The 23,059-nt window shown below is 42.2% G+C and carries 24 protein-coding genes; 9 read left to right on the top strand and 15 right to left on the bottom strand.

Annotation, left to right across the window (positions count from 1 at the left end; all coding sequences use genetic code 11):
* Positions 1–98: 98 nt before the first annotated feature.
* From ACOQOA_RS11360 to ACOQOA_RS11345, 4 genes are all read right to left on the bottom strand, one after another.
* On the bottom strand, positions 99–1,163 hold the full coding sequence (locus tag ACOQOA_RS11360; RefSeq protein ID WP_420548745.1) for an AbrB family transcriptional regulator: 1,065 nt from the start codon (positions 1,161–1,163) through the stop codon (positions 99–101).
* A 57-nt stretch (positions 1,164–1,220) separates the two neighbouring features.
* On the bottom strand, positions 1,221–2,708 hold the full coding sequence (locus ACOQOA_RS11355; protein ID WP_420548744.1) for a tripartite tricarboxylate transporter permease: 1,488 nt from the start codon (positions 2,706–2,708) through the stop codon (positions 1,221–1,223).
* Between the two features lie 12 nt (positions 2,709–2,720).
* Complete coding sequence (locus ACOQOA_RS11350) at positions 2,721–3,212, bottom strand: tripartite tricarboxylate transporter TctB family protein (RefSeq protein WP_420548743.1); 492 nt, start codon at positions 3,210–3,212, stop codon at positions 2,721–2,723.
* Between the two features lie 74 nt (positions 3,213–3,286).
* A complete protein-coding gene (locus ACOQOA_RS11345) occupies positions 3,287–4,249 on the bottom strand; it encodes a Bug family tripartite tricarboxylate transporter substrate binding protein (RefSeq protein WP_420548742.1) in 963 nt (320 codons plus the stop codon).
* A gap of 153 nt (positions 4,250–4,402) precedes the next feature.
* Here ACOQOA_RS11345 and ACOQOA_RS11340 point away from each other — a divergent pair, with 153 nt between their 5' ends.
* Genes ACOQOA_RS11340 through ACOQOA_RS11330 form a run of 3 tightly spaced genes read left to right on the top strand, consistent with a single transcriptional unit; the run spans position 4,403 to position 7,485 of the window.
* Positions 4,403–5,077: a response regulator transcription factor gene (locus ACOQOA_RS11340; RefSeq protein WP_420548741.1), complete on the top strand. Its 675-nt coding sequence runs from the start codon at positions 4,403–4,405 to the stop codon at positions 5,075–5,077.
* Positions 5,058–6,467 carry a sensor histidine kinase gene (locus tag ACOQOA_RS11335; RefSeq protein WP_420548740.1) on the top strand — a complete coding sequence of 470 codons (1,410 nt, stop codon included), beginning with the start codon at positions 5,058–5,060 and terminating at the stop codon, positions 6,465–6,467. The genes ACOQOA_RS11340 and ACOQOA_RS11335 overlap by 20 nt, the downstream gene beginning before the upstream one ends.
* Positions 6,460–7,485 carry an ABC transporter substrate-binding protein gene (locus ACOQOA_RS11330; protein ID WP_420548739.1) on the top strand — a complete coding sequence of 342 codons (1,026 nt, stop codon included), beginning with the start codon at positions 6,460–6,462 and terminating at the stop codon, positions 7,483–7,485. The genes ACOQOA_RS11335 and ACOQOA_RS11330 overlap by 8 nt, the downstream gene beginning before the upstream one ends.
* Positions 7,486–7,601: 116 nt before the next feature.
* On the opposite strand, the gene ACOQOA_RS11325 is transcribed toward ACOQOA_RS11330, so the two are convergent.
* Genes ACOQOA_RS11325 through ACOQOA_RS11315 form a run of 3 tightly spaced genes read right to left on the bottom strand, consistent with a single transcriptional unit; the run spans position 7,602 to position 11,568 of the window.
* The gene (locus tag ACOQOA_RS11325) at positions 7,602–8,591 is read right to left on the bottom strand and encodes an MDR family oxidoreductase (protein WP_420548738.1); all 990 of its coding nucleotides are present in this window, start codon (positions 8,589–8,591) and stop codon (positions 7,602–7,604) included.
* A gap of 26 nt (positions 8,592–8,617) precedes the next feature.
* Positions 8,618–9,427, bottom strand: coding sequence for an enoyl-CoA hydratase/isomerase family protein (locus tag ACOQOA_RS11320; protein WP_420548737.1), 810 nt, complete (start codon positions 9,425–9,427; stop codon positions 8,618–8,620).
* 20 nt (positions 9,428–9,447) lie between these two features.
* Positions 9,448–11,568 (bottom strand): acetate--CoA ligase family protein, encoded by a 2,121-nt coding sequence (locus ACOQOA_RS11315; RefSeq protein ID WP_420548736.1) that lies wholly within the window; start codon positions 11,566–11,568, stop codon positions 9,448–9,450.
* Positions 11,569–11,670: 102 nt separating this feature from the next.
* Here ACOQOA_RS11315 and ACOQOA_RS11310 point away from each other — a divergent pair, with 102 nt between their 5' ends.
* The gene (locus tag ACOQOA_RS11310; RefSeq protein WP_420548735.1) at positions 11,671–12,564 is read left to right on the top strand and encodes a LysR substrate-binding domain-containing protein; all 894 of its coding nucleotides are present in this window, start codon (positions 11,671–11,673) and stop codon (positions 12,562–12,564) included.
* A 251-nt stretch (positions 12,565–12,815) separates the two neighbouring features.
* Positions 12,816–13,643 carry a substrate-binding periplasmic protein gene (locus ACOQOA_RS11305; RefSeq protein WP_420548734.1) on the top strand — a complete coding sequence of 276 codons (828 nt, stop codon included), beginning with the start codon at positions 12,816–12,818 and terminating at the stop codon, positions 13,641–13,643.
* A gap of 18 nt (positions 13,644–13,661) precedes the next feature.
* Here ACOQOA_RS11305 and ACOQOA_RS11300 read toward each other — a convergent pair whose 3' ends face one another.
* Together ACOQOA_RS11300 and ACOQOA_RS11295 are read right to left on the bottom strand one after the other, a co-directional pair.
* Positions 13,662–14,102 carry a hypothetical protein gene (locus ACOQOA_RS11300; RefSeq protein WP_420548733.1) on the bottom strand — a complete coding sequence of 147 codons (441 nt, stop codon included), beginning with the start codon at positions 14,100–14,102 and terminating at the stop codon, positions 13,662–13,664.
* Position 14,103: 1 nt separating this feature from the next.
* Complete coding sequence (locus ACOQOA_RS11295; protein WP_420548732.1) at positions 14,104–16,158, bottom strand: TonB-dependent receptor; 2,055 nt, start codon at positions 16,156–16,158, stop codon at positions 14,104–14,106.
* Between the two features lie 134 nt (positions 16,159–16,292).
* Here ACOQOA_RS11295 and ACOQOA_RS11290 point away from each other — a divergent pair, with 134 nt between their 5' ends.
* Positions 16,293–17,165 (top strand): helix-turn-helix domain-containing protein, encoded by an 873-nt coding sequence (locus ACOQOA_RS11290; RefSeq protein ID WP_420548731.1) that lies wholly within the window; start codon positions 16,293–16,295, stop codon positions 17,163–17,165.
* Here the strand turns inward: ACOQOA_RS11290 and ACOQOA_RS11285 are convergent.
* Positions 17,162–17,533, bottom strand: a complete 372-nt coding sequence (locus ACOQOA_RS11285; protein WP_420548730.1) for a VOC family protein — start codon at positions 17,531–17,533, stop codon at positions 17,162–17,164. The genes ACOQOA_RS11290 and ACOQOA_RS11285 overlap by 4 nt on opposite strands.
* Positions 17,534–17,573: 40 nt before the next feature.
* On the opposite strand from ACOQOA_RS11285, the gene ACOQOA_RS11280 reads away from it, so the two are divergent.
* Positions 17,574–18,116, top strand: a complete 543-nt coding sequence (locus ACOQOA_RS11280; protein ID WP_420548729.1) for a winged helix-turn-helix transcriptional regulator — start codon at positions 17,574–17,576, stop codon at positions 18,114–18,116.
* Between the two features lie 6 nt (positions 18,117–18,122).
* Here the strand turns inward: ACOQOA_RS11280 and ACOQOA_RS11275 are convergent, their stop codons facing one another.
* From ACOQOA_RS11275 to ACOQOA_RS11265, 3 genes are read right to left on the bottom strand one after another with little or no spacing between them, the layout of a single operon-like run.
* Positions 18,123–18,734, bottom strand: coding sequence for an alpha-ketoglutarate-dependent dioxygenase AlkB family protein (locus ACOQOA_RS11275; RefSeq protein WP_420548728.1), 612 nt, complete (start codon positions 18,732–18,734; stop codon positions 18,123–18,125).
* A gap of 31 nt (positions 18,735–18,765) precedes the next feature.
* A complete protein-coding gene (locus ACOQOA_RS11270) occupies positions 18,766–19,470 on the bottom strand; it encodes a 2OG-Fe(II) oxygenase (protein WP_420548727.1) in 705 nt (234 codons plus the stop codon).
* Positions 19,471–19,487: 17 nt separating this feature from the next.
* Positions 19,488–20,249, bottom strand: a complete 762-nt coding sequence (locus ACOQOA_RS11265; RefSeq protein ID WP_420548726.1) for an SDR family oxidoreductase — start codon at positions 20,247–20,249, stop codon at positions 19,488–19,490.
* A gap of 183 nt (positions 20,250–20,432) precedes the next feature.
* On the opposite strand from ACOQOA_RS11265, the gene ACOQOA_RS11260 reads away from it, so the two are divergent.
* Both ACOQOA_RS11260 and map read left to right on the top strand, forming a co-directional pair.
* Positions 20,433–20,648: a ParD-like family protein gene (locus tag ACOQOA_RS11260; RefSeq protein ID WP_420548725.1), complete on the top strand. Its 216-nt coding sequence runs from the start codon at positions 20,433–20,435 to the stop codon at positions 20,646–20,648.
* Positions 20,641–21,411: a type I methionyl aminopeptidase gene (map, locus tag ACOQOA_RS11255; protein WP_420548724.1), complete on the top strand. Its 771-nt coding sequence runs from the start codon at positions 20,641–20,643 to the stop codon at positions 21,409–21,411. Before ACOQOA_RS11260 ends, map begins: the two co-directional genes overlap by 8 nt.
* Positions 21,412–21,421: 10 nt before the next feature.
* On the opposite strand, the gene ACOQOA_RS11250 is transcribed toward map, so the two are convergent.
* Positions 21,422–22,141, bottom strand: a complete 720-nt coding sequence (locus ACOQOA_RS11250; RefSeq protein WP_420548723.1) for a substrate-binding periplasmic protein — start codon at positions 22,139–22,141, stop codon at positions 21,422–21,424.
* Between the two features lie 232 nt (positions 22,142–22,373).
* A complete protein-coding gene (locus ACOQOA_RS11245; protein ID WP_420548722.1) occupies positions 22,374–23,036 on the bottom strand; it encodes a cytochrome b/b6 domain-containing protein in 663 nt (220 codons plus the stop codon).
* Between the last annotated feature and the right edge of the window lie 23 nt (positions 23,037–23,059).

The raw sequence follows: 23,059 nt of genomic DNA, 5'->3' as shown, positions 1-23,059 counted from the left end.
CTTTATATTATTTTATAAAAAATCCTAGAAACACTCAAACTCATAATATTTTATTTTTATGATTACATGCATATATTCCAATGCAAAATTTACTATATTTAAGTAGATTTTTGTTTTTGAATTCGTTTTGCCACAATCGGTGTAATGAGCAAAATCAAACTAATGCGGGTGAGATGATGAAATGCGACAAAGCCTGGATCGATATTTAACGCCAAGGCAATAAGGCACATTTCTGCAACCCCACCAGGTGCAAAAGCAAGAAGCACGGCGACATATTCTAATCCAAAAAAATGGGCGACGGCTGCAGATATCATCAATGTAACAGCCGTCAGACAAAAAAGATTAACCCCTCCTTGTACGATATGACTTTTGACAAGTTTAAGATCAAACCCAGAGAACCGACTACCAATGGCTGACCCTAATATCCATAAAGTCGTTTCAAGTATGATGGAAGGGAGGTCCGTTGTGATTTCCCCTGATAAGAAAAGAGCCGCACTGACGAACATCGCCCCTGTCATTTGAGCAGCGGGGATCTTCATCTTCATCGCAAATAAGACACCTAGAATGGCAGCAGTGAGTAGTATCCCTACTTCAGACCAGATGATTTCTTCTTTTATGACTTGTTGAGATATCCCCGAATTATCATATCCCAATACTTCAAAAACCAAGAATGGTGTCATGCATACAAGAAAGACAACACGGATTCCCTGTAAAAAGGAAATACTCTGTTCTTTACCCCCAAGACTGCTTCCCAAGATGGTCATCGGGGTTAGTCCACCGGGCGTTGCAGAGAATAGAGATGTTACAAAATCTAACTTCGCAACTTTGTGATAATAGAGAGCTGATAAAATAGTGGCGCCAACCACAAAAACCAAAACAGACAAAAGACTAAACGGCCATGCAAGGATGTTATCTAATATTTCTGGTTCAAAGGTGGAACCAAGAAAACATCCCAATATCACCAGCGTGAATGAGCGAAGCTTAAGGGAGATGCCGACCTGAATACCAGCCATACTCGCACAAATATTGGCAATCATCGGTCCAATCATCCACGCAAGAGGCAGATGAATATAATGGGCAATTGTCCCGCCTATTGCCCCAATGAACAGGGTTACAATTAGCTTCACTATTGTTTGTTTATCAAAATCCAAAATACCCATCATTTTGCACACTCAAAATAAACCGGAGCCCTAAGGGCTCCGGCGATAATTATTTTCATATTACTTTGCTTTTCTTCTTCGCAAGCTCGGAATGACAATCAGAAGAATACCGATAACAAGCAATCCCAATGTCATTGGCCGTTCATACATAAAGGCCATACTGTCGGAGATATTCACCGCACGTGCAAAATTGTCTTCCAACATACCACCCAATATAAATCCAATCAGAAGTGGAGGAAGCGGAAAATCAGCAAAACGCAAGACTGTCGCCCCCAAACCTAATCCAATTAATAAAAGAAGCTCTGTTGCATTATTCTGCCCGATATAAGCCCCAATCATTGTGAAAAACAGGATGAACGGGATGAGGTAGTTTCTTGGTAAGGTCAATAACTTCGCGATATATGGAATAAGCGGAAGATTTAAGATCAGTAACACCACATTCCCGATATACATAGAAATAATCACAGACCAAAAAATAGACGGATTATCCACCATCAAGCGCGGGCCTGGATTCACATTCAGGGCAATAAGAGCACCCAATAAAATCGCCGTGGTTCCGGACCCGGGAATTCCCAATGTTAACAAAGGCACAAACGATCCGGTGCAAGCTGCATTATTAGCGGTTTCTGGTGCCGCCAGACCTTTCACAGACCCTTTACCAAATTCAGCCTGATCATCGCCTTTTGCGATATTTCGCTCTACCGCATATCCCAAGAAGGAAGCGATCGTAGCACCTGCGCCCGGCATCACACCGATCAGAAATCCTTGAATGGATTGTCGACTAACGACTGGCACCATTTTCTTGGCCTCGCTTTTGGTAATCCGCAAGTTCTTAATGGCACCGCCATCTTCTTTGTTATTTCCGCGTGATGGATCAAGCACAAGGTATAAGGCTTCAGGTAAAGCAAATAACGCCATCGCCAATGTCACAAAACTAAAACCGGATTGAAGATCTTGCAGCCCCATTGTGAAGCGAGGTGCATTAAATAAGGCAGATTCACCCACTGTAGAAAGCAACAAACCTAATACTGTCATCATTAATGCTTTGGCGACTTTGCCACTACCTGCAAATGTTGCAATAGCGGAAAGGCCAACCACCATCAAAGCAAAATATTCTGCTGAATGGAAAAGCAAGGCTACCGAAGAGAGTGCAGGCGCAAAGCCCATCAGTAAAAGTGCCCCTATTGTCCCACCTGCAAAGGAAGAAATCGCCGCGATCGTAAGCGCTTTTCCGGCTTTGCCCTGTCTTGCCATAGGATAGCCATCAAAAGAGGTTGCGACCGTTCCCGCCACCCCCGGCGCATTAATAAGAATTGACGAGGTGGATCCACCAAAAATGGCCCCATAGTAAACGCCTGCCAGCAAGATTAACGCGGCCGACGGATCGCCAATTGAGATCGCCACAGGGATCATAATCGCGATAATGGACATTGGCCCCAAACCCGGCAACATACCGATCAAGGTGCCGATTAAACAGCCTGCGATTACAAGTAATAAATTTTGAAACGAAAAAGCGGTTTCTAATCCAATCAGTAGTCCTTCAAGCATAATCTATCCCTCCTAACCTATGAACCAAGGCAATGGCTTAAGGAAGATGCCCAACACTTCTTGTACCAAGTACCAAATAAAGAATGCGCCGATAGCAGCAACCGGGATCATCACTTGGAGTTTACGCTCCCCCAAAATCCAGCCACACCCAACCAAGAAGAGGATAGTGGAAGGAATAAATCCTACAGGCCTAAGAATAAGCGCATAAATGACCATAGCGGCAAGAATCGCCAGCGCTTGACCTATCTTATAGGTATGAAGCTGTTTTAAATTGATATCGCCTTCATTTTCGCTGTCCGTTTCTTCATCGATCTTTTTCGCCTTAGACGTAACTAAAATGAAGCCTGCTATTACGATCCCAAGAATACTTAAAGCCTTTGGCAATGTATTCGGTAAGAAAGCCATATGTCTTTCAAAAGGGAGTAGCGGGTAATCATAAGCCGCATAGCCATATACCAAGAAAATGCTTAAGAAAAATATAGAGATCCATCTATCTAATGTCATGATTTCGCCTCTCGATTTTAAAGAGGGTTGGCAGAAGATAACTACCAACCCCAATATCCTGATTTATCTGGATCTTATAAGAAGCCAAGCTTTGTCATTAGATCTTTAATAACTTCTTCTTGCTTGGTAAGGAATTGCTCAAAATCTTTACCGGAATTATGGATATTCACCCAACCATTACGCGCACGTACTTCTTCCCATGCATCGGTATCATACATTTTCGCCAGCGCATTACGATATTCATCTGCTTTGGCATCAGGCAATCCCGGAGCTGCAAAAAAGCCGCGCCAGTTTACGAATTCCGCATCGATTCCTTGCTCTTTCAAGGTTGGTGCAGCTTCATAAGCATTATTTCTCTCTGCCCCTGTCATACCGATGATTTTTACTTCACCAGCATTTGCCAAGGCCACCGCTTCGGAGAATCCTGTAGATAATGCTTGGATCTCACCAGAAAGTAGCGCCGCCATTGCTTTACCACCTGCATCATACGGGATGTATTTCACTTTTGTTGGGTCTTCACCCGCTGCTTGCATCGCCATAGCAGCAACCAAGTGATCCATACCCCCCGGCACAGAGCCACCACCAACAGCAACCGCACGCGGATTTTCTTTATAGGCCGCCACAAGATCATTAAAGTTATTCAAAGGGCTATCTTTCGCGACAACAAAGGCAGCATAATCACCGATTGTGCCTGCAACTAAAGTTAGATCACGGAAGTTATATGGAAAACGGCCCACCAAAGAACGAATAACAATCGGTGTGGAATTCACCATTAAAGTGCCATGGTTGGAATCTGCATTTTCAATCAAATATCCGATAGCTTTACCGCCACCACCGCCGGACATATTTTCATAGGATGCAGAGCTGACAATACCTGATTTGGTTAACGCTTCACCAGTGCCACGCGCAGTGCCATCCCAACCACCGCCTGCACCACCTGGAATAAGGAAATGGATTTTATCAATATCTGCAGCAAAAGATGCTGTTGAAACAACAGTCGCCAAAATTGCAGCAGATGCAAGTTTCAAGAATTTCATAAGTAACCTCCCAAAGGCACAACTAGATCATTATTATGTAAGGTATGGCCTTATATCGAAGGAAACTGACATTAGCCTGACGGTTTTCTGACACGAAACTGACATACCGTATTTTTGGCTGAACTCTGGCTTTATGTGCGTTATGATCTGGATATGAGAATTTTGTTAATCGAAGATAATCAGGATCTTGCGGAAACCATTCTGGAAAGATTCAAAGCGGAAGGGCATGCCATTGATCATGAAGTCAATGGCGAAGTCGCCAATGATTTACTGCGTTTTAGTCAGTTTGAACTGGTTATTCTGGATGTGAACCTGCCCGGCAAGAGCGGATTTGATGTGTTGCGATCTTTGCGGGCGCGCAATGATGACACCCCGGTTTTACTTTTAACCGCGCGTTCCGAAGTCAGTGACCGTGTTACTGGCCTAGATGCTGGTGCGGATGATTATCTTTTAAAACCATTTGATTTTAGGGAACTATTAGCCCGTTGTCGCGTTCTTGCGCGCCGTAAATCTGGAAATGCAAAAAATGAATTTAGAATTGGCGAATTGGCATATGACAGTGCCTCAAAACGTGCAACATTAGCGGGCCGTGACTTGGAGTTAAGGAATAGAGAAGTTCAACTTTTTGAGTTGTTTTTATCAAATCTAGATCGGGTATTAACCAAAGAGGAACTAGCAGACCATATATATACTTTTGATGAAGCCCCGAGCCTGAATGCCGTAGAACAATCTTTGACACGATTGCGCAAAAAATTAGGGGGAACACCATTTCATATTAAAACAATCCGTGGGTTAGGATATATTGCACATGTTGACGAAGACATCTGACACTGTTCAACCCTCCTTACGCCAGAGATTACTGGTTGGCATGGCAATCGGATTTATCGTGATTATATGTATCATCTCAATCGGTCTATGGCGCTATGCACAAGATGCCTCAAACCGTGCATATGATCGTCTCTTAGCCGGGGCAGCTTTATCCATCCTTGAAAGAATTTCCTTAACACCAGAAGGGCCTTCCGTAGATATTCCCTATTCTGCATTACAGTTAATTGGTCTAGCTAAAGAGGACAGAGTATTTTATCGAGTGTCCGGATTTGATGGCCAAACTCTTACCGGGCGGGATGAATTACCACTTCCCGATGATCAGAAATTTTCTAATCAAGCGATCTATTACAATGCGGATTATAGTGATGAACCCATGCGCTTCATTCTACAGTCACGTTTTTTAAGCGGATATAATCGCTCTCAATGGATTACGGTTCAAATTGGCCAAACGACGATTGCGCGAAATCAACTCATGTGGGAACTCATTCTGAGTGGACTGGCTATTTCTATTGTTATCACAATTGGGGGATTATTATGTGTCTGGTATGGTATTAATCGCGCTCTTTATCCATTGATTGGGATCGAAAGAGAGTTGCGCATGCGTGAACCAACGGATTTTTCTCCTTTGCCTTCTTCACCACCACGAGAAGTTCAAAGTTTGGTTAAGTCCATTAACAGCCTTATCTCGCGACATAAGCAAAGCCTTGATAATACTCAGAACTTTATCGCAAATGTTGCACATCAAACACGTACTTCTTTAAGTGCGCTTAAATCACAATTGGAAGTTTCTCTTGGGGCGGAAGATCCAAAACAATTACATGAAAGATTGCAAAAGATAGATAATTTAGCAGGTCGGACAATACGGTTAACAAATCAACTACTCTCTCACGCCATGGTTATTCATCGGTCAGACAAACAACCTCCACAAATATTAAAACTAGATGAACTGATCGTAAAAACGCTAAAAAAGATGGTGCAGGACCATGTTGCCTCTGAAATTGAATTTTCACTCGATATCCAAGATCATGGAAAAACGGATTATTCTATTTTAGGAGATGAAATTTCATTACGTGAAGCTTTGATTAACCTCATTGAAAACGCCATCAATCATGGCCCATCTAAAAACAAAATCGTGATATCTCTTCATCAAACTCAATCTGATATCATATTGAAAATTGACGACGCCGGCCCCGGCATCCCGAAAGAAAATCGTCACGAAGTGTTTAATCGTTTTTCTTCCTTTACCAATAAGCCAAATCATAGCGGCTTGGGTTTGGCAATTGTGAAGGAGGTGATGGAATCACATCAGGCAGATGTAGAGTTAACAAACTCAAAACTTGGCGGATTGGGAGTTATCATTTCAATTAAAAGGCAGAACGAAAATGAATAATCATCTTAAAGCCTTTGCTTTCCTGCTACCTATATTCTTTTTCACAACAGTGGCAAATGCGACCTCTCTCTATATTCGCAGTAATACAGATCAAACTGCGATCTCAGCATTACTTGCAGGATTTGAGAAAAAATATCCTGATGTTGATATTATCTATCATGATCATAATTCAAATGAACTTGCGGAACTGATTTTGGAAAACTCAAATGATCCGGAGTTTGAGACAGATATCGTTATCAGTTCCTCAATGGATTTACAGGTTAAACTTGTAAATGAAGGGCTTGCTCATCAATTTACGCCGACAGTTAATTTCAATTTACCCGAATGGGCGCAATGGCGAAATGAATTATATGGTTTTACCTATGAACCTGTTGTTGCCGTTTATCATAAGCCTTCATTTTCGGACAGGGATATTCCTACGGACCGGGAAGTGTTGATTGCTTCTATTCGTCAAAATCCTGATTTCTATGTGAACCGCGTAGGTGTATATGACATTAAAGAATCTGGTGTTGGATATATGTTTGCAACACAAGATAGTATTCATAGTAATCAAATATTTACGCTGAATGAAAGCTTGGGTTGGGCAAATGTCCAAACCTATTGCTGTACGTCGGATATACTCAATCGTGTGGCAGAGGGAGAGTTGGTATATGGTTACAATGTATTGGGGTCCTATGCGCTACAATTTGCAAAATCTAATCCTGATTTAGGCGTGATATTGATGTCTGATTACACCTTGGCAATGGCTCGTTCAGCTTTCATTCCAAAATCATCCAAGCAAAAAGAATTAGCAGAAACCTTTATTCAATTTATCCTTTCATATGAAGGCCAATCGATTATGGCAAGAGAGACCGCATTAATCCCAATAAATACAAGTATTGTCAGCAGGTTAACGCCGTATTTAGGTCAATTTTCAATCTTACCAATCAAACTGGATGTGGGGTTACTTGCTTTTCTGGACCAAATGAAAAGACGCATCTTTCTGGAAAACTGGGAAAGATCCATCAACAGATATTAATTTGGCTATACAGACGAACCCAAACAAATAACCCACTCTGCCTTCTGTAAGACGGAGTGGGTTTAAGTTTGAGGCATTCTTATTTCTTTAATTGGTTAACAAGCTGATTTCTGAACTTATGAATTCACATCAATCAACATGCGGCCTTTAACTTGACCGTTTAGAATGTCTTTCCCAAGCGTCGGTAAATCGTTCAGATTGGCGCATTGGATCATGTTGTTTAGTTTCTCAAGTGGTAGATCTTTTGCAATACGTTCCCAGGCACGCACGCGATTTTCAAAAGGCTGCATTACGCTATCAATGCCTAAGAGATTCACACCACGAAGCAGGAATGGGATTACAGTTGCTGGCAGTTGTGCCCCACCGGCCAAACCAACAGCTGCAACCGAAGCTCCATAGTTCATTTGCCCCAATACCCGCGCTAACATGTCACCGCCCACGGCATCCACACAACCTGCCCAAGTCTCAGTTTCCAATGGACGCTTCGTTGTTTCAGATAAATCTTCCAACGGAATAACACGACTTGCGCCCATGGATTCAATATATCCTGGCGTATCGGCTAGACCACGTACACCCGCAACTTCATAACCAAGGTTAGACAAAATTGCCGTCGCAATACTTCCAACACCACCAGAGGCACCAGTGACTAGAACCTCACCTTTATCGGGTGTCACTCCATGATCTTCCAATGCTAGGACCGCCAGCATAGCCGCCATGCCCGCCGTACCGACGGACATAGCATCACGGGTTGTTAATCCGTCTGGCAATGGCACCAACAAATCACCGTCAATACGTGTTTTTTGGGCATAACCACCCCAGCGCGTCTCACCAACACGCCATCCGGTGAGGACTACCTTATCCCCGGGTTGATAGCGTTCATGATCCGAAGCCTCTACGGTGCCTGCATAATCAATACCTGGCACATGCGGATAAGTGCGCACAAGCCCACCATTACCCGTCAGACAAAGGCCATCCTTATAGTTTAATGTTGAATATTCAACATTTACGGTCACATTTCCTTCCGGCAATTGTGCGTCTGTATGCGTCTCAATTACCTGTGTGATACCGTCATCGGTTTTATCCACGACTAATGCATTAAAAGTCATAATCTTCTTCCCTTTTTTTATATGATTTATGCTGCAGCAAAGCGAGCTTCACGCCATGCAATTGCCGCTTTCACGCCTTCGGTATTCAGAATTTGTTTGAAAGCACGAGATTCATCCGTTTCAGTCGTTTCGATCTCGACATCAATATCCAACGCTTGTTGCAACGCATCTTCCATACCCATCTGGCTGTAGCTTTTATTAATTGCAACCTTTGTCATACGTGCCGCCGAAGTATCCAACATTGCAGAGCGCAATGCCATTTCGCGGGCTTCTTTTTCCAAATCATCTGCAGGAACAGTAATATTTACCAATCCCATCATAACAGCACGGTTCGCGGCGATACGATCATTGCCAAATAATAACATTTCTTTGGTTTGTTTCGGCCCGGTTAACCATGGCAGCAATAGGGCGACTATGCCTGATCCAAATTTAGGTTCCGGCTCCCCAAAAACGGCATTATCCGATGCAATTGTAACGTCGCATGCCATGGCAAGTTCAAACCCGCCCCCCAATGCATATCCTTGGACCGCAGAAATTGTCGGTTTAGGAGAATTCCAAAAACGCATGATGATGTCAAAATCAGCTTTCAACATCTGACCCATCACGTCTTTTTCCGGGTCTTCTTCCATTTCTCCCAAATCGAAACCTGCGCAGAAGGATTTACCATTCCCTTTCAGAAGAATAACCCGCACATTGTCGTCGGCCTCTGCTTTATCCATAGCGATATGCAAGGCCTCGATAACATCTGCTGTCATTGAATTTAATTTATGGGGACGATTAAGCGTAATCTCACCAATCGGACCATTTACTGTATAAATTACAAGATCATTAATCATAGCATCATACCTGTTAAATTTTAATTTTTGGGAACAATCAAACTATCAACCGCAACCACGCCCTCCGGGCTTACCAACACAGGATTGATATCCATTTCCGCGATATAATCGCCTAAATCTTGCGCGATGTTACTGAGGTTGATGTATGTATTAACAAGCGCTTGTTTGTCACAAGGTGGTTCACCACGAACCCCGTCCAGAACCTTGGCAATTTTCAGTTCATTGATGCGACGTAAGGCCACATCCTGATCAACAGGAACCATCGCCAATTGGCTATCTTTTAAAACCTCAATCCAGATACCACCGAAGGCAACCATTACGAAACTGCCAAATTGTTCATCCTGCACCAGTCCAAAGGCCATTTCCGCCGTGCCTTTATGCATGCTGCTGAAAAGAACACGTGGTCCCAGTTTGCTGATTTTCTCATACGCCTTTTTAGCTTGATCAATCGTTTCAATATTGAGAACCACACCCCCAACATCGCTTTTATGCAAAATGCCGGGCTCTGCAGTTTTTGCTACTAATGGCAAACCAACTCGATCCACAGCTTCTTTTAGCTCAGCTTCGCTTTCCACAATTGCAATGGAAGGTGTCTGAATCCCATAATCGGCTAGAAGCTCATAACCTTCATCTTCTGTTAACGGAGATTTACGATTGGCAAGAAGTTCACGCCAATACTGTGCCCGCGGATTTTCAATATGTTGATCCTCAATCACCTTCCGCTGTGCAAGGAAATCACGATAATCCAAAGCATGTTTAATGGCACGGAAAGAAGTGACAGTACCATCCAGAACCGAAATACCTAAACGTGCCAAGCGTATGGCATGTTTACGATGACTCCAGGCACTATAATTTGTCATCACCACAAGAGGTTTATCAGATGACCTTGCAACGGCTTCACATACCTGTGCATATCCTGCATGAAGATCTAGTTCTTCGCCTAAATCGACCACAAAAATGCAGAGTGCTGTATCATCATCTTGCATCAAGGCGGTAAGGCAGTTTTGAAATACCTGTTCATAATCACGCCCGGTCCCCCAGGCATCCACAGGATTTTCCGCTGTTAAGCCATAATCCAAATTTTCTTTTAATACCGTCTGAGTTCTTTCTGAAATATCTGCGAATGGCACATCCATTTCTGAGGCGACATCAACAATCAGCTGACGTTCACCACCTGAATCTAAAATGGCTGACACCCCACCTTTAGCAATAAGTTTGGTATTGAGCATCAGTTTCGCAGTTGCAGCCATCTCAGCCAGATCATTAACGCTGATAACGCCGTAACGACGAAACAACGCTTCATATACTTTGGCATCGCCTGCGATCGCACCTGTGTGGCTCAACGCAAATCGTGCACCGGCTTCCGACTTACCAAGCTTCAAGATAATAACAGGGATCTTGCGGGCATAAGCTTTCTTCAAAGCTTTCACAAAACCATCTGGGTCACGAATAGCTTCCAATGCAATCGCAATAACGCGCGTCTCCGGTTGGTTAAGGGCATAATCCATATAATCAGCCGCATTGGTCACCAATTCTTGCCCCGTAGAAACGGCAAGATTAAATCTGAGACGTTCATCATTAAAAAGTAAAGCCTGTAACAAGGAGCCTGACTGAGCAATATAGGTTAACCCACCTATTTCAATCGGGTCTGGATGAAAGGCAGAAAATGCCCTAAACCCATGAATGGGATTGAAAAAGCCCATACCATTTGCACCACAAATAGGTATCCCGGCCTTGCGTGCTTTCTCGGCAATTCTGTCACGTAGTCGGTCACTTTCTTCTTCGCCTTCTAATTCGGCGCTTGCAAAGATAACCAATGCCCGTGCACCAGAAGCAATTGCTTGATCCACAACTTCTTCCAAAACACGGTTCGGGACAGATAAAATAGCCAAATCTACCGTTTCAGGCAGTGACATAATATCAGGATAACATGTCCAACCATAAAGCGACTCATAAGACGGGTTAACAGGATAGATACGTCCGTCAAATCCTGCAGGTATTAGGTTGCGGACCATATCATTTCCCACAGCATTTCGGCGTCTCGATGCGCCAATCAACGCTACTGATTTGGGCTTCAAAAGCGGATCGAGTAAATGAGTCTCATAGGACGCATCTGATGTATAAACGGCATTGTCAAACACTGAAGCTATCTCCTGTCAGATAATTGGCTTGACTTAGGTATCATTCAGATGATTTTTTTGTAAACGCCCAAAAAAGTCATATAACTATACGCTGAGGTTATAATGTCAAAAATACTTCCTCCTTTTACAACATTACTTGCATTCGATGCAGCTGCACGGCACGGTACCTTTACACGTGCCGCCGCAGAGCTAAATGTTTCCCAACCTGCGATCAGTCGACGCATCGCATTACTTGAAGAAGATTTGGGGTTTAAGCTGTTTGAAAGAACTTCTAAGCCCATGTCTCTAACCAAGGAAGGAACTGAGCTTTTTGAAGTTTTAAGATCAGGCCTAAGTCGTTTAGAAACAGTTGTTTCCGATATGCGAGGAAGACATTCTCAACGTAAGTTCACCATCGCAGCATATTCCGGTTTTTTGTCATTTTGGCTGATGCCAAAATTACCAGAATTGCGACGTAATTTTCCAAATTTGAACCTTAGACTTATAACGAGCGATTATGATAAAGGATCGACAGGAAGCGATATTACTATCCGTTTCGGAGCAGGCGAATGGGATAACCTTCAATACAAAAAAATGTTGGATGAGGAAGTATATGCCGTATGCTCCCCGCAATATCTGGAAAACAGAGATAAGTTTTTATCCTTAGCCGATCTTGCACAAGAGCAGCTTTTGGAATTGTCAGATGCGCCGGAACGCTGGTTTGACTGGAAACGCTGGTTTACAGAAGTTGGTGCAAACCAAATCAGTCCAAAGAAGACGTTGGAGTTTGATAGCTATTCCATGCTTGTCGGTGCTGCGGTAGCTGGCGAAGGCGTTGCCTTATGTTGGTCAGGCTTACTAGACGCCTTTATACAGCAGGGCTCTCTCATTCGTGCTTCGGAGGAGGTCGCTACTTCCAATCAAGGATATTATGCTACCTACGACAGCAGTATTGAGCCCGACTCCATCACTATGAAAGTCGTAGACTGGTTATGTTCCTATCGGCACATTCCTTAATGTTCAACTCTCTAAGTTTTGCCCCCTCAAACACATATCTCATGATTTCAATATCACCAGGCAAATTTTAGAATAAATCCACATAAACTAGAAAATTAAAACTTAGACCAGAATCTTGGCTTTTTTCTTTTTAACTCTGAAAAGATTAGATTTTTAAATGACGATAGTGTTAGTATCATCATACCGAAGCAATATTCTAAATTTGTAAGTTACAATTATAATATGTAATTTAAGATAGGGGGAAATGTATAGTGTTGCGACTTCGCGCGTTTAAAACGTGTCTTTGTAAATTATCCCTGGCCCTTCTTTTTTCCTACTCCACTATTCTCTCATCAGCAGGGGCGGCTGAAATACATGCAGTTTCAGCTAAATTTGCTCCATTACAGATGGAAAAGGACGGTAAGTTAGACGGATATGCAATCACAATCATCCGTGAATTACTAACCCGTATGAATACAAAAAACATCATTCAGGGGTTTTCTATTGATCTTCTTCCATGGAAACGGGCGATGCGCGCTGCAACGCTAGAAGAAAATACTATTTTCTTCTCCATCTCACGCACTGAAAGTCGGGAAAAGGAATATCAATGGATTAGTGAAATTTCACCATATGAGATTTATTTATATAAATTAAAGGAAAACCACTTACCTGCGATTTCAAGCTTAAAAGAAGTGAAATCGAAAAACATTATGCTATCAGCACCTATCGGCAGTAGCATCACAGATCTTTATCAGGAAACAGGGTTAGTTATAGAGAAAGATTTTGTGGAATACAGTCATTATAGCAACGGAATACCGATGTTATTTGGCAACAGGTTCGATGCTATCCCCCTAACCTCATTTGTGGCCAAAACAAATGCCTGTGCGATCGGATATGATGGTGAACAACTCGACCCATATTTCCCTATCAAAGAGCTATCTAAACCTCTTTGGGTCGTAGCTAGTAACAAGACCTCACCAGAACTGGTTCAAACAATGCGCGCCATTATGAAGAATCTTGATCAAGAGGGCTTTATAAAAGCAACTCAGGACATGTTTATTAACCAATGGATTAACATGCCCTGTGAAGCAAATGGATAAATCATCCTATGGGTAGCTTCAAGTAAACTCTGATGCAATAAGGCTCAAAACATCTTCGGGTAAGTGCGATGGAGACGGATCATGGGTATATATCATTTTTATTGCCTCATCTAGAGATGCATAAATACCACCAGAGACACTAAACACTCTTTCAACACTCAGCTGTTTTACATTGTCATAACTTTCCAATGGCACAACAATTTGCATAGAAGAAATATACTCTTTGATTTTGTCTTGTGCACCTGCCCTTAACCAGCTCTTTGTTGCTTTGGCTACACCGGGTGTTTGCTCCAAGGAATGTGCATCATGATAATACCTCAAAATATGAAAAGCTTCCTTCTTTCCTAGCCAATCATCCCATATCTTGATCATTTGGATATGTTGCTCCAAAGATTGCTTACCTTCGACAATCACAATACAAGTCGGCCACAACTCATCTATGCCAAGTATCCTGCTCATCCTAAAAAGCTACCTTTAAGCCAACTTTATAGCTTCGTGGTTGTTCTAGCACCGCAGTATCACTGGCAGAGGAGGTCGCATTTGGATATTTCGCAACAGCTTCATCCGTGTCGAATATGTTATTAACTTCGCCAAAGAATTTAAAATTTCCAAGATCATAACTGATTTTGGCATCTGCAACAAAATAGCCGTCTGTTTTACCTCTTGGGCGGTTGTTAATATCAGAGAAATACCCATCTGTATATCGCGTGGTGAAGCTGGTCAGAATACCTTCATACATCCAATTAACCCCGGCATTCGCCGTAAAATTTGGCGCACTAAATAATTCATTGCCTTCAACACCGGAATTCGGATAAGACGTCACCTCCGTCTTCAAAAGCCCTACATTACCAAATAACTCGATATCGTCTCTGACATCATAATTTGCCCCAAATTCAATACCATATACGGTAACTTTATCTGCGTTGCGGATCACAAATAACTCATCCGCTGTATTATCGGGGGTAAGGTCAAATGGAAGCTGCATATCACTATAATTAGAATAAAACAGGTTATGCGATAGCCTTAACTTGTCATCCATTAACTTATGTCTGCCGTAAAGCTCATAATTCCAAGCCGTTTCTTTTTCATAAGTATAATTGATAACAGGAAATGGGCTTGGGAAACCAAAAGAGATTCCACCGCCACCTGAGTTATATCCTCTGGACACCAGGAACCCCAAACTTTGTTTATCATTTGGTTGCCAGTTCAAATCAGCCCGCGGCAGAAATGTTTTAAAACTTTGGTCCAAGTCGATAGAAGCTACAGCACCAGTAGCATCCCCGCCCGTACGACGATGCTCTTCTATTTCATATCGGGAACCTAACGTTAAGTTAACTTTATCATATGCAGGTAGAACAACTTCGCCATATGCTGCATATGTATTTACGTCATCTTTAAAAGCTAAATCAGAAACAAGGAAGATTGTTTCCTTTTGCCGAGATTGATAAATATGCGCGCCTAGAAGTGCTTCAACATCATTGTCACCATACCAACGAAGTCGCGGATCAAAAGAAAATTCGGTCGAGTTGATACCCGCTTTTGAACCATTCGGCGCAGTTTTTCGTCTGAAAGAAAAATCGGTTGCAGACGCATCTAACTCCGCAATCCATTCATCGGATAGCTCAACCTCAATCTCTGTATTCAGGCTATTTGTCCATGTTTCATGAACAGGCTGTTCAGGGAAATTTGAATTTCGCTGTTCAAAAGGACGTACGATAATTTCCCCATTGGGTGTGACATAGCTGTTATGCGTGGCCGTTAAGCGAATTGTTGAGTTGTCGCCTTCAATTAACAATTTTCCTCTAACATTTGCGGATTCAATATCACCAGGATTATCAACACCTTCAAAAGATTGATAATTAACCGATGATCGGCCACTTCGAATATCAAATGCTAAACGCCCCGCCACAACATCTTCAACCAATACGTCATTCACCATGCCCGACAATTGTTTATTGTCATAATTTCCAAAAGAGGTTTGCGCAGCTGCCTCCTGTTCAAAAACGGGATCATTGGTTTTAACAGTCACTGTGCCTGCAATTGCATTACGTCCTGTTATTGTGCTTTGCGGTCCACGCAGTAATTCAACACGCTCCACATCCCATAAAGCACTGTTACCAAATACGATCTCATTGTAATTTGCAGGACGCCCATCAATGCTTAATCCTAATCGTGAACGACTTCCGGCAAAGAATGCATTCGCATTTTCCGCAGGCCCAGTTCCATCTATGCCGCGTATCGTCGCACTCTTACCTGTTCCTGCAGGCAAGGTTACATTGGTTGTATAGCTCAAGATATCCTTCACTGTATCTTGAGAAGGTCGGTTTTCGATATCTTCTTCGCTTATAACTTCAGCACTTACACCAGATTCAAGCCACGATTTTTCAATAAATCCTCCGCTCACGATAACGGGATCCAATAAAACGGCCTCTTCGTCTTGCCCAAATGCAACTGTGTGACTTGAAATTAAAAACAACGCTATTGATGCGGTGCCTTTTAGTCTGCCTCTTAACATTGATAACTCTCATTTTTCATTTGCGGTTGACAATCATTCGCAACTAGAGCTACTAAAAATAACGCTAAGAGGTCTACTCCATGCAAGCACAAATCAATCCGAAAACGACGAAAAAAACACTAAGGTAAAAAATTTTGACAGACTGGGTGGAAGAAAAAAAAGGCTTTAAACAAAGGGTTGTAGATCGCGAGTTGGAACCCTCCGAAATGTTCTCCGATCGAAACGGCGAAGTTTTACTTGCTGTTTCAGAACTAGATGCCGCAGAAAACGAGTTCAATTCTTCGCCATACGTAATGCTATCAATGGCGCTTCGTAAAGCGGGGAAATTATATAAGAGCGGAAGCTGGGGAAGCGTCGAAGGCGTTATGGAAGCCGGAACATTAGCAATTGCCCTACCGAACTCCCAATCGATAGGTTCAACACCAAAAGCACATATGTTGGGTATTGCCATCAGCCAGGAGAGAGCTAATTCAATATTGTCAGACCTTGGTGGCATTGCAGCGCTTCAACCTGCAATAACCCAACTTCATAATGATCCTTTATGCAGTTCTGTACTCACAGCCTTATGGCGCGATGCGCAAGTTCATGGTCTTTCATCCATGTTCTTTGAACATGGCCTAGATCTCATCTTACGACGGCTAACATCACTGAATTCAAAATCTGTCAATTCAAGGCCCGTCCGACCCTTATCGACACCTCAGTTAAAGCAAGCTTTTGATCTTATTGAAAGCAGATTGGATAGCGATCTTCGGGTTGACGAAATTGCCGACCTTTTGGGACGAGAAACACGTGGCCTGACCCGCGCTTTCAAAGATGCAACAGGATATGCCCCATACGAATATTTAACCTATAGACGTATGGAACATGCCAAGGAATTGCTAACAACCGACCAAACCATATTGAGCATCGCAAATGCGGTTGGATATATGAACCCGGCCAAATTTTCCGCTGCTTTTCGTAGATTTTATGGTTGCCCACCGTCTACATGGCGGAAAAGATTTACCTAAACAGTCAAATCCTGCGCCAGCATCAATGCGTTTCCATCTGGATCATAAAATGTGGCGGTACTTACCATACCTTCAATGGTGATGGTTTCACCATCAAACTTAACGCCTACACCTTCTAACGCGTTACGGGCGACTTCTATTTCGTCCACCCCAAATACAGGTACGGTATTTCCCGGATTAGGTTCAGCTTGTTCCCCCAAACCCAGCGTCACACCTTCTGTATTGGTTGTCATCTCACTCCAACCTGCATCATCCATATGATACAAAACCTGAAAACCAAGATTTTCTTCATACCACTTTGCACTTGCATGTCGATCACGAACTGAAAGAGCCAAAGTAATTGTATTATTTAAGCGTGCTACTGACATAATGCTTTCCTATGTACTAAAAATATAGTAAATATACTATATGAACATTTCTTTTCTTGTCAACATCACTTCCAAAGCCTGGTCGTTAAAGATTCTGGCGCTTTTACATACAGGCACTCCTGGGCGTCAGGCACCTTTATTGGCAGCCTGCGGGGCCAGTCGATCTTCTTTTACCGCAAGCTTAAATCATCTTGCGGAACTAGGTTTATTGGAGCGTAATCCCGGTCATGGGCATCCCTTACGACCAGAATTCAAACTCACTCTAGCTGGTGAAATTGCTGCTTCTATGGCACACCGGATTATAGATATAGTTCCAAATGACGAGGCCTTTGATGTCATTCGCCGCAGCTGGGCCGTTCCCGTTCTCGCAGTCACGGAAACGCCACAACGATTTTCTTCAATCAAAACAGGATTAGTGGGGATTACAGACCGCGCTTTATCACAATCCTTATACCTTCTGGAAGATCATCACTGGATCAAACGGGAAATTGATGTAACCGAAAGATCCCCTCGTCCTATTTATCAAGCGATCAATACTGGCAAGGCGATCAATCAGGCAATCAATCTTGAATTATCAATGTGAATGTAGCTATTGATCCACGATATAGCGGAAAGTTAAATTCACTCTTGGGCTATAAACAGTTTTCGTCTTAGGGATGGAATGTAACCAGTTTGTTTGTGTTGTTCCCTTCATCACCAACAAACTGCCATGCTGTAAAATTTGCGAAACATTTTCATCACTGGTTTTATGCTTCAACGAAAATTTTCGTTCAGCACCAAAACTCACAGACGCAATCGCGCCATCACGTTTTAAATCCTTTTCAGCATCACTATGCCAAGCCATACCTTCATTGCCATCATGATATAAATTCAACAGGCAGGAATTATATTCTTCACCACTCTTTTCTTGAATGAGTTCACGTAATTCTAATAATGCGGCAGTCCATGGCAGGGCATGCTTCGTTACTTTTGAGTAGGTATAAGAATAGGGGTGGTCCGCATACCACGCCACTTTACGTTTTGTGGTAACCGTCTTTCCAAAAATCACCGCCTGGTCATGCTTCCAGGCGATAGTATTCAACAGGTTTTGATAATAGATATCCGCCAACCCGGGCGACATAATTGCCCCGTAATAATTCACCACACCATCATGTGGTAAAAGATTACGTGGTTGCCCTTCAATTTGCTCAAATAAATCCATTGTTGCTCTATTTCTTTATCAAGAACTATTTCTATTTAAGTGCGTCATGAAATATTATGCCCATAGCATACCGATGCCCCTCATGCACCTGACTTACCCCGTGTCGCATCTTTGCCTGATAATATCCGCGTATCCCTTTCATGGGTTTAAAGTTTGTCGCAAAGATAATCAAATCCCCAAGATTTGGTTTTAAAACAGTAACCTTTGACTGCGCCCTTGGGATCTGTTCTGTCAGAACAAATTCTCCGCCGCAATAATCCCTCTCTGGCTGACTTAGAAAACAAGCGACCTGTATCGGAAAATACACCTCACCATATAAATCCTGATGCAAGGTATTATAGCCACCTTTTGCATATTCGAGAATAAGAGGCGTCGGCTTGTTCTGTCCTGCGTGATAACATGTTTCTATAAAGTCACAGAGTTCATTGGGATATCTTTGTTCCAATCCCAGCTTTTCCATCCAGTCATTCGCAACTGGAACAAGATGAGGATAAAGTTCTTTCCTTAAATTTTCCACCAAACCGGGCAAAGGATAATCCCAATATTTATAACATCCTCGTCCAAAACGATAACGTGCCATTTCCACTGTTTTTCGATAACCAACCTCACAGTGGAACTGATCACGTAATTCCTGACATTGCGTTTCAGTTAACAATGCTGGGAGATGAGCAAAGCCTACTTCATGTAAGCTCTGCCCTATTTTCTGCCAATCAAGTGACAAAATCTTATTTTTCATATCAACCATCATCTATTTTATGTCTTATTGATGGAAACACCGCCATCCACAAGCATGGCGGACCCTGTGACAAATGTTGATGCATCCGAAGCTAAATATAATGCCGATTGGGCTATTTCTTCTGGCTGTGCGATCCTCTTTAAAGCATGGATGTTTCTGACAAATTCTTGCACAGCTGGATCAGTGCCAAATTCTTTAGCCATATCCGTATCAGTGCCACCCGGTAACAATGCATTCACACGAATACCTTGTGCGCCATATTCAGCGGCAAGACATTTCATCATGCCAATCATACCAGCTTTACTGGCTCCATAAGCGCTTTGCATAGGGATGCCTGCCGTGTACCCCACAAATGAAGACGTAAATATTAGGGATCCTCCATTTTCCTGCATGGCAGGTATTTGATATTTCGCGGCAAGGAATCCGCTGGTTAAATTGGTTTGAATAATATTTTGCCAATTTTCCATGCTAAGATCTGCAATAGCAGATGGCTGCCCCAATGTGCCTGCATTGTTAAAAGCGATGTCTAACTTTCCATAGGACTCAAAGGCGATTTCAACCAGTTTTTTATTGTAATCCTCAGAAGTGACATCCCCCGCCAGCACAGTGACCGAACCGCCTTCATTCTTAATTTCCCGAGCCAAGGCATTAAGCTTATCCTCACGCCTTGCACCAATCACCAGTTTTGCTCCCTCAGATGCGAACAATCTGGCCGTCGCCTCACCAATCCCCGCACTGGCACCAGTTATAATGGCCACTTTTCCTTCAAGAATGTTCATTTTTTATCTCCTAAATTCAAATTCGTTCTTTTGGTTTTAGGATGTTCCCTACAAGCAAACGACCCGTTTCTTGGTATTGAAAAGCAATATATACAGCCAGCTTATATCTTCACGCTCTTGACAAATAAAACATACAATACGTATATGGTATATATATTAATCATATATAGATGGATATAAGATATGGGCATTGTAAAAATTGATGATGAACTTCATGAAGAAGTCAGACGCGTGAGCGGTGTGATGTGCAGGACTATTAATACCCAAGCCGAATTCTGGATGAAGATTGGTATGCTTGCAGAGACAAATCCAACCTTATCGTTTAACGAAATTGTTAAGATGGAATTGGAAGCTTCAAAACAAAATCGACCTGATTTGAAAGTTATTGAAGATGGTTAAAACCGAAGATGAAATCGCCTTAATGCGCATATCCGGGCAACTACTGGCATCCGTCTTTGAGATGCTAGATGGATTATCTTTGGAAGGCCTCTCAACTATGGAGATCAACGATATTGTTGAGCGATTTATCACGGACAATCTTGATGCACGTCCAGCCAGCAAAGGACAATATGGATATAAATATGTCCTGAATTGTTCCATCAATAATGTGGTTTGCCATGGCATTCCAAGTACGACAGAAATCATCAAAAATGGCGATATTATCAATCTGGACATTACTTTAGAAAAAAATGGCTATATCGCTGATTCCAGCAAAACTTATATGGTCGGTGATGTAAAACCAGCGGCGAGGCGGTTGGTCAAAATCGCTCAAGAAGCCATGTGGCAAGGGATCAAACAAGTAAAACCAAATGCACATCTTGGGGATATTGGATTTGCAATTAGTCGGCATGCAAAACGGCATGGTTATTCAGCTGTTCGTGAATATTGCGGTCATGGCATCGGTCGTGAGATGCATGAAAAACCGGATGTCCTGAATTTTGGGCATCGCGGCACAGGATTAAAGTTACAAAAAGGTATGGTGTTTACTGTAGAACCCATGATCAACCAAGGGCGTCGCACCGTGATTACGGAAGATGATGGATGGACAGTTCGAACAGCAGATAAAAAGCTTTCCGCCCAGTTCGAACATACCGTTGCGGTTACAGAAACCGGGGTAGAAATTTTAACTTTACGACCGGATGAAACTCGTTTCTTGAGCTGATCGGGCGAACTTATTGATTCAACATCAAAGAATATTTTGGCAATAATTCTTCTGTCATTGCCTCTCTATTTTCACCAATCATCTGCCAAATATCTTCGACATCATCTTTATGCTCGTCGGCAAATTTATGACTGAAGATAAGATAGTAATTCTTTGTCACAATTGGCGGTTCCATCTTTACAATACCCGATACTTTCAATTGCTTTAAATGAGCCTCCACCACCACATCTTGGTCAGCCAGGCCATCAATCCTGCGATTTAATAATTTCTTGATATTGCGCTGAGTTGACATGGCTTCTTCAACTTCGATACCGGCAGAACGTAATATCTTAACAACCGAATATCCTGTATTTGCACCGATCGGGCGTTCAAGATTAAAAAAAGTTTTACCATCCCATGTCAAAGGTGAGTTTTCAGATTTAAAGATTGAATAGGAAAGCGTTGCTAATCTAGCCTCAAAATCTCCATCCTTAATGCCAGCTGGATAGACACCGAATTCTTCTCGTTCTTTTGAATGAGAAAATAAAAAAGCAGCATCCAGTGCATTTTCTTGCAGCATTTTTAAAACACGTAGTCCGGGCACGCGAATAAATTCAACATCATATCCAATTTCCTTCATGACATGATCCACGATTTCAACTGAAACACCCGGAGGAGATGCAAGCTTATCACCAGATCCAAGAATATGAGGAAAACTGGAATTGGAATTGAAACCAATCCTAATTTTCAAATCACTTGCATACGACAATGTCGACAGACATATCGAAAAGAAAGTGAATATAAATATTATTCTCATGAAGTTCTTATGCCCCAATTATTTGCCTCTAGAAAATAAAATCCGCTTGCAAGCAAACGGATTAATTTAAGAACTTATCATTAGAATGTTAAAATATTTTAACAATTTCAACAATTAATTGTCAGCATTTTAACTAAAGTCTAAATAAGAACATCATTTTATTTGCTTACTGATTTACCACAAACCAAACAACCACAGCCGCAATAGCTAATAAAATCAGGGCAAAAACAGGTGAAACAAAACTTACATCTTTACCTTCTGGCGTATGAGATTTTTCTTTTTTTCCGGTTATCATAGGGCGAATTAAATTTTCTTTTTTCATCAACAGATAAAAGAAAACGGCAGAAATGTGTAAACCTATAAAAATCAATAGGATGTCAAAAATAGTATGATGCCAACTTGTTGCAAAATTCACGAAGCTTGACGAAGCTAAATGCACAAGTGGACCATCCACCAAAATATCATCAGTGGTAAATAAACCCAATGTTGCTTGCATCAAAATTAAAATAAGCAACGCTACAACCATCAAACCACCAGCCGGATTATGACCAAGGTATTTTTGTGGTTGAGATGAATGCATCGACTTTATGTAAGAAAAAACGGCTTTAGGAGATTTAATAAAATCACTAAATCTTGCACTACTGCTCCCCAATATCCCCCATAAGATACGATAAATGACTAAAGTCAGGATCGAATAACCCACATACATATGATAGGTCATATCCAGATCACCAAGTTCAAATTCTGCTGTCACATAGGCAGCAGCAATTAATAAAACCAATAGCCAGTGAAACAAGCGCGTCGGTATATCCCATACTTTTTTGAACATCATTCGATCCATAACATATTTTA

The sequence above is a fragment of the Curvivirga sp. genome, assembly GCF_965219885.1.
In the GTDB taxonomy this organism is placed as follows: Bacteria; Pseudomonadota; Alphaproteobacteria; order UBA8366; family Aestuariispiraceae; genus Curvivirga.
This window is presented reverse-complemented; position numbering and strand designations above follow the sequence as displayed.

What these genes read in the sequence shown, in the direction of transcription:
- ACOQOA_RS11360 (WP_420548745.1), bottom strand. Translation starts at nt 1,163, where the DNA reads ATGATGGGTATTTTGGATTTTGATAAACAAACAATAGTGAAGCTAATT.
- ACOQOA_RS11355 (WP_420548744.1), bottom strand. Translation starts at nt 2,708, where the DNA reads ATGCTTGAAGGACTACTGATTGGATTAGAAACCGCTTTTTCGTTTCAA.
- ACOQOA_RS11350 (WP_420548743.1), bottom strand. Translation starts at nt 3,212, where the DNA reads ATGACATTAGATAGATGGATCTCTATATTTTTCTTAAGCATTTTCTTG.
- ACOQOA_RS11345 (WP_420548742.1), bottom strand. Translation starts at nt 4,249, where the DNA reads ATGAAATTCTTGAAACTTGCATCTGCTGCAATTTTGGCGACTGTTGTT.
- ACOQOA_RS11340 (WP_420548741.1), top strand. Translation starts at nt 4,403, where the DNA reads ATGAGAATTTTGTTAATCGAAGATAATCAGGATCTTGCGGAAACCATT.
- ACOQOA_RS11335 (WP_420548740.1), top strand. Translation starts at nt 5,058, where the DNA reads ATGTTGACGAAGACATCTGACACTGTTCAACCCTCCTTACGCCAGAGA.
- ACOQOA_RS11330 (WP_420548739.1), top strand. Translation starts at nt 6,460, where the DNA reads ATGAATAATCATCTTAAAGCCTTTGCTTTCCTGCTACCTATATTCTTT.
- ACOQOA_RS11325 (WP_420548738.1), bottom strand. Translation starts at nt 8,591, where the DNA reads ATGACTTTTAATGCATTAGTCGTGGATAAAACCGATGACGGTATCACA.
- ACOQOA_RS11320 (WP_420548737.1), bottom strand. Translation starts at nt 9,427, where the DNA reads ATGATTAATGATCTTGTAATTTATACAGTAAATGGTCCGATTGGTGAG.
- ACOQOA_RS11310 (WP_420548735.1), top strand. Translation starts at nt 11,671, where the DNA reads ATGTCAAAAATACTTCCTCCTTTTACAACATTACTTGCATTCGATGCA.
- ACOQOA_RS11300 (WP_420548733.1), bottom strand. Translation starts at nt 14,102, where the DNA reads ATGAGCAGGATACTTGGCATAGATGAGTTGTGGCCGACTTGTATTGTG.
- ACOQOA_RS11295 (WP_420548732.1), bottom strand. Translation starts at nt 16,158, where the DNA reads ATGTTAAGAGGCAGACTAAAAGGCACCGCATCAATAGCGTTGTTTTTA.
- ACOQOA_RS11285 (WP_420548730.1), bottom strand. Translation starts at nt 17,533, where the DNA reads ATGTCAGTAGCACGCTTAAATAATACAATTACTTTGGCTCTTTCAGTT.
- ACOQOA_RS11280 (WP_420548729.1), top strand. Translation starts at nt 17,574, where the DNA reads ATGAACATTTCTTTTCTTGTCAACATCACTTCCAAAGCCTGGTCGTTA.
- ACOQOA_RS11275 (WP_420548728.1), bottom strand. Translation starts at nt 18,734, where the DNA reads ATGGATTTATTTGAGCAAATTGAAGGGCAACCACGTAATCTTTTACCA.
- ACOQOA_RS11270 (WP_420548727.1), bottom strand. Translation starts at nt 19,470, where the DNA reads ATGAAAAATAAGATTTTGTCACTTGATTGGCAGAAAATAGGGCAGAGC.
- ACOQOA_RS11265 (WP_420548726.1), bottom strand. Translation starts at nt 20,249, where the DNA reads ATGAACATTCTTGAAGGAAAAGTGGCCATTATAACTGGTGCCAGTGCG.
- ACOQOA_RS11260 (WP_420548725.1), top strand. Translation starts at nt 20,433, where the DNA reads ATGGGCATTGTAAAAATTGATGATGAACTTCATGAAGAAGTCAGACGC.
- map (WP_420548724.1), top strand. Translation starts at nt 20,641, where the DNA reads ATGGTTAAAACCGAAGATGAAATCGCCTTAATGCGCATATCCGGGCAA.
- ACOQOA_RS11245 (WP_420548722.1), bottom strand. Translation starts at nt 23,036, where the DNA reads ATGTTCAAAAAAGTATGGGATATACCGACGCGCTTGTTTCACTGGCTA.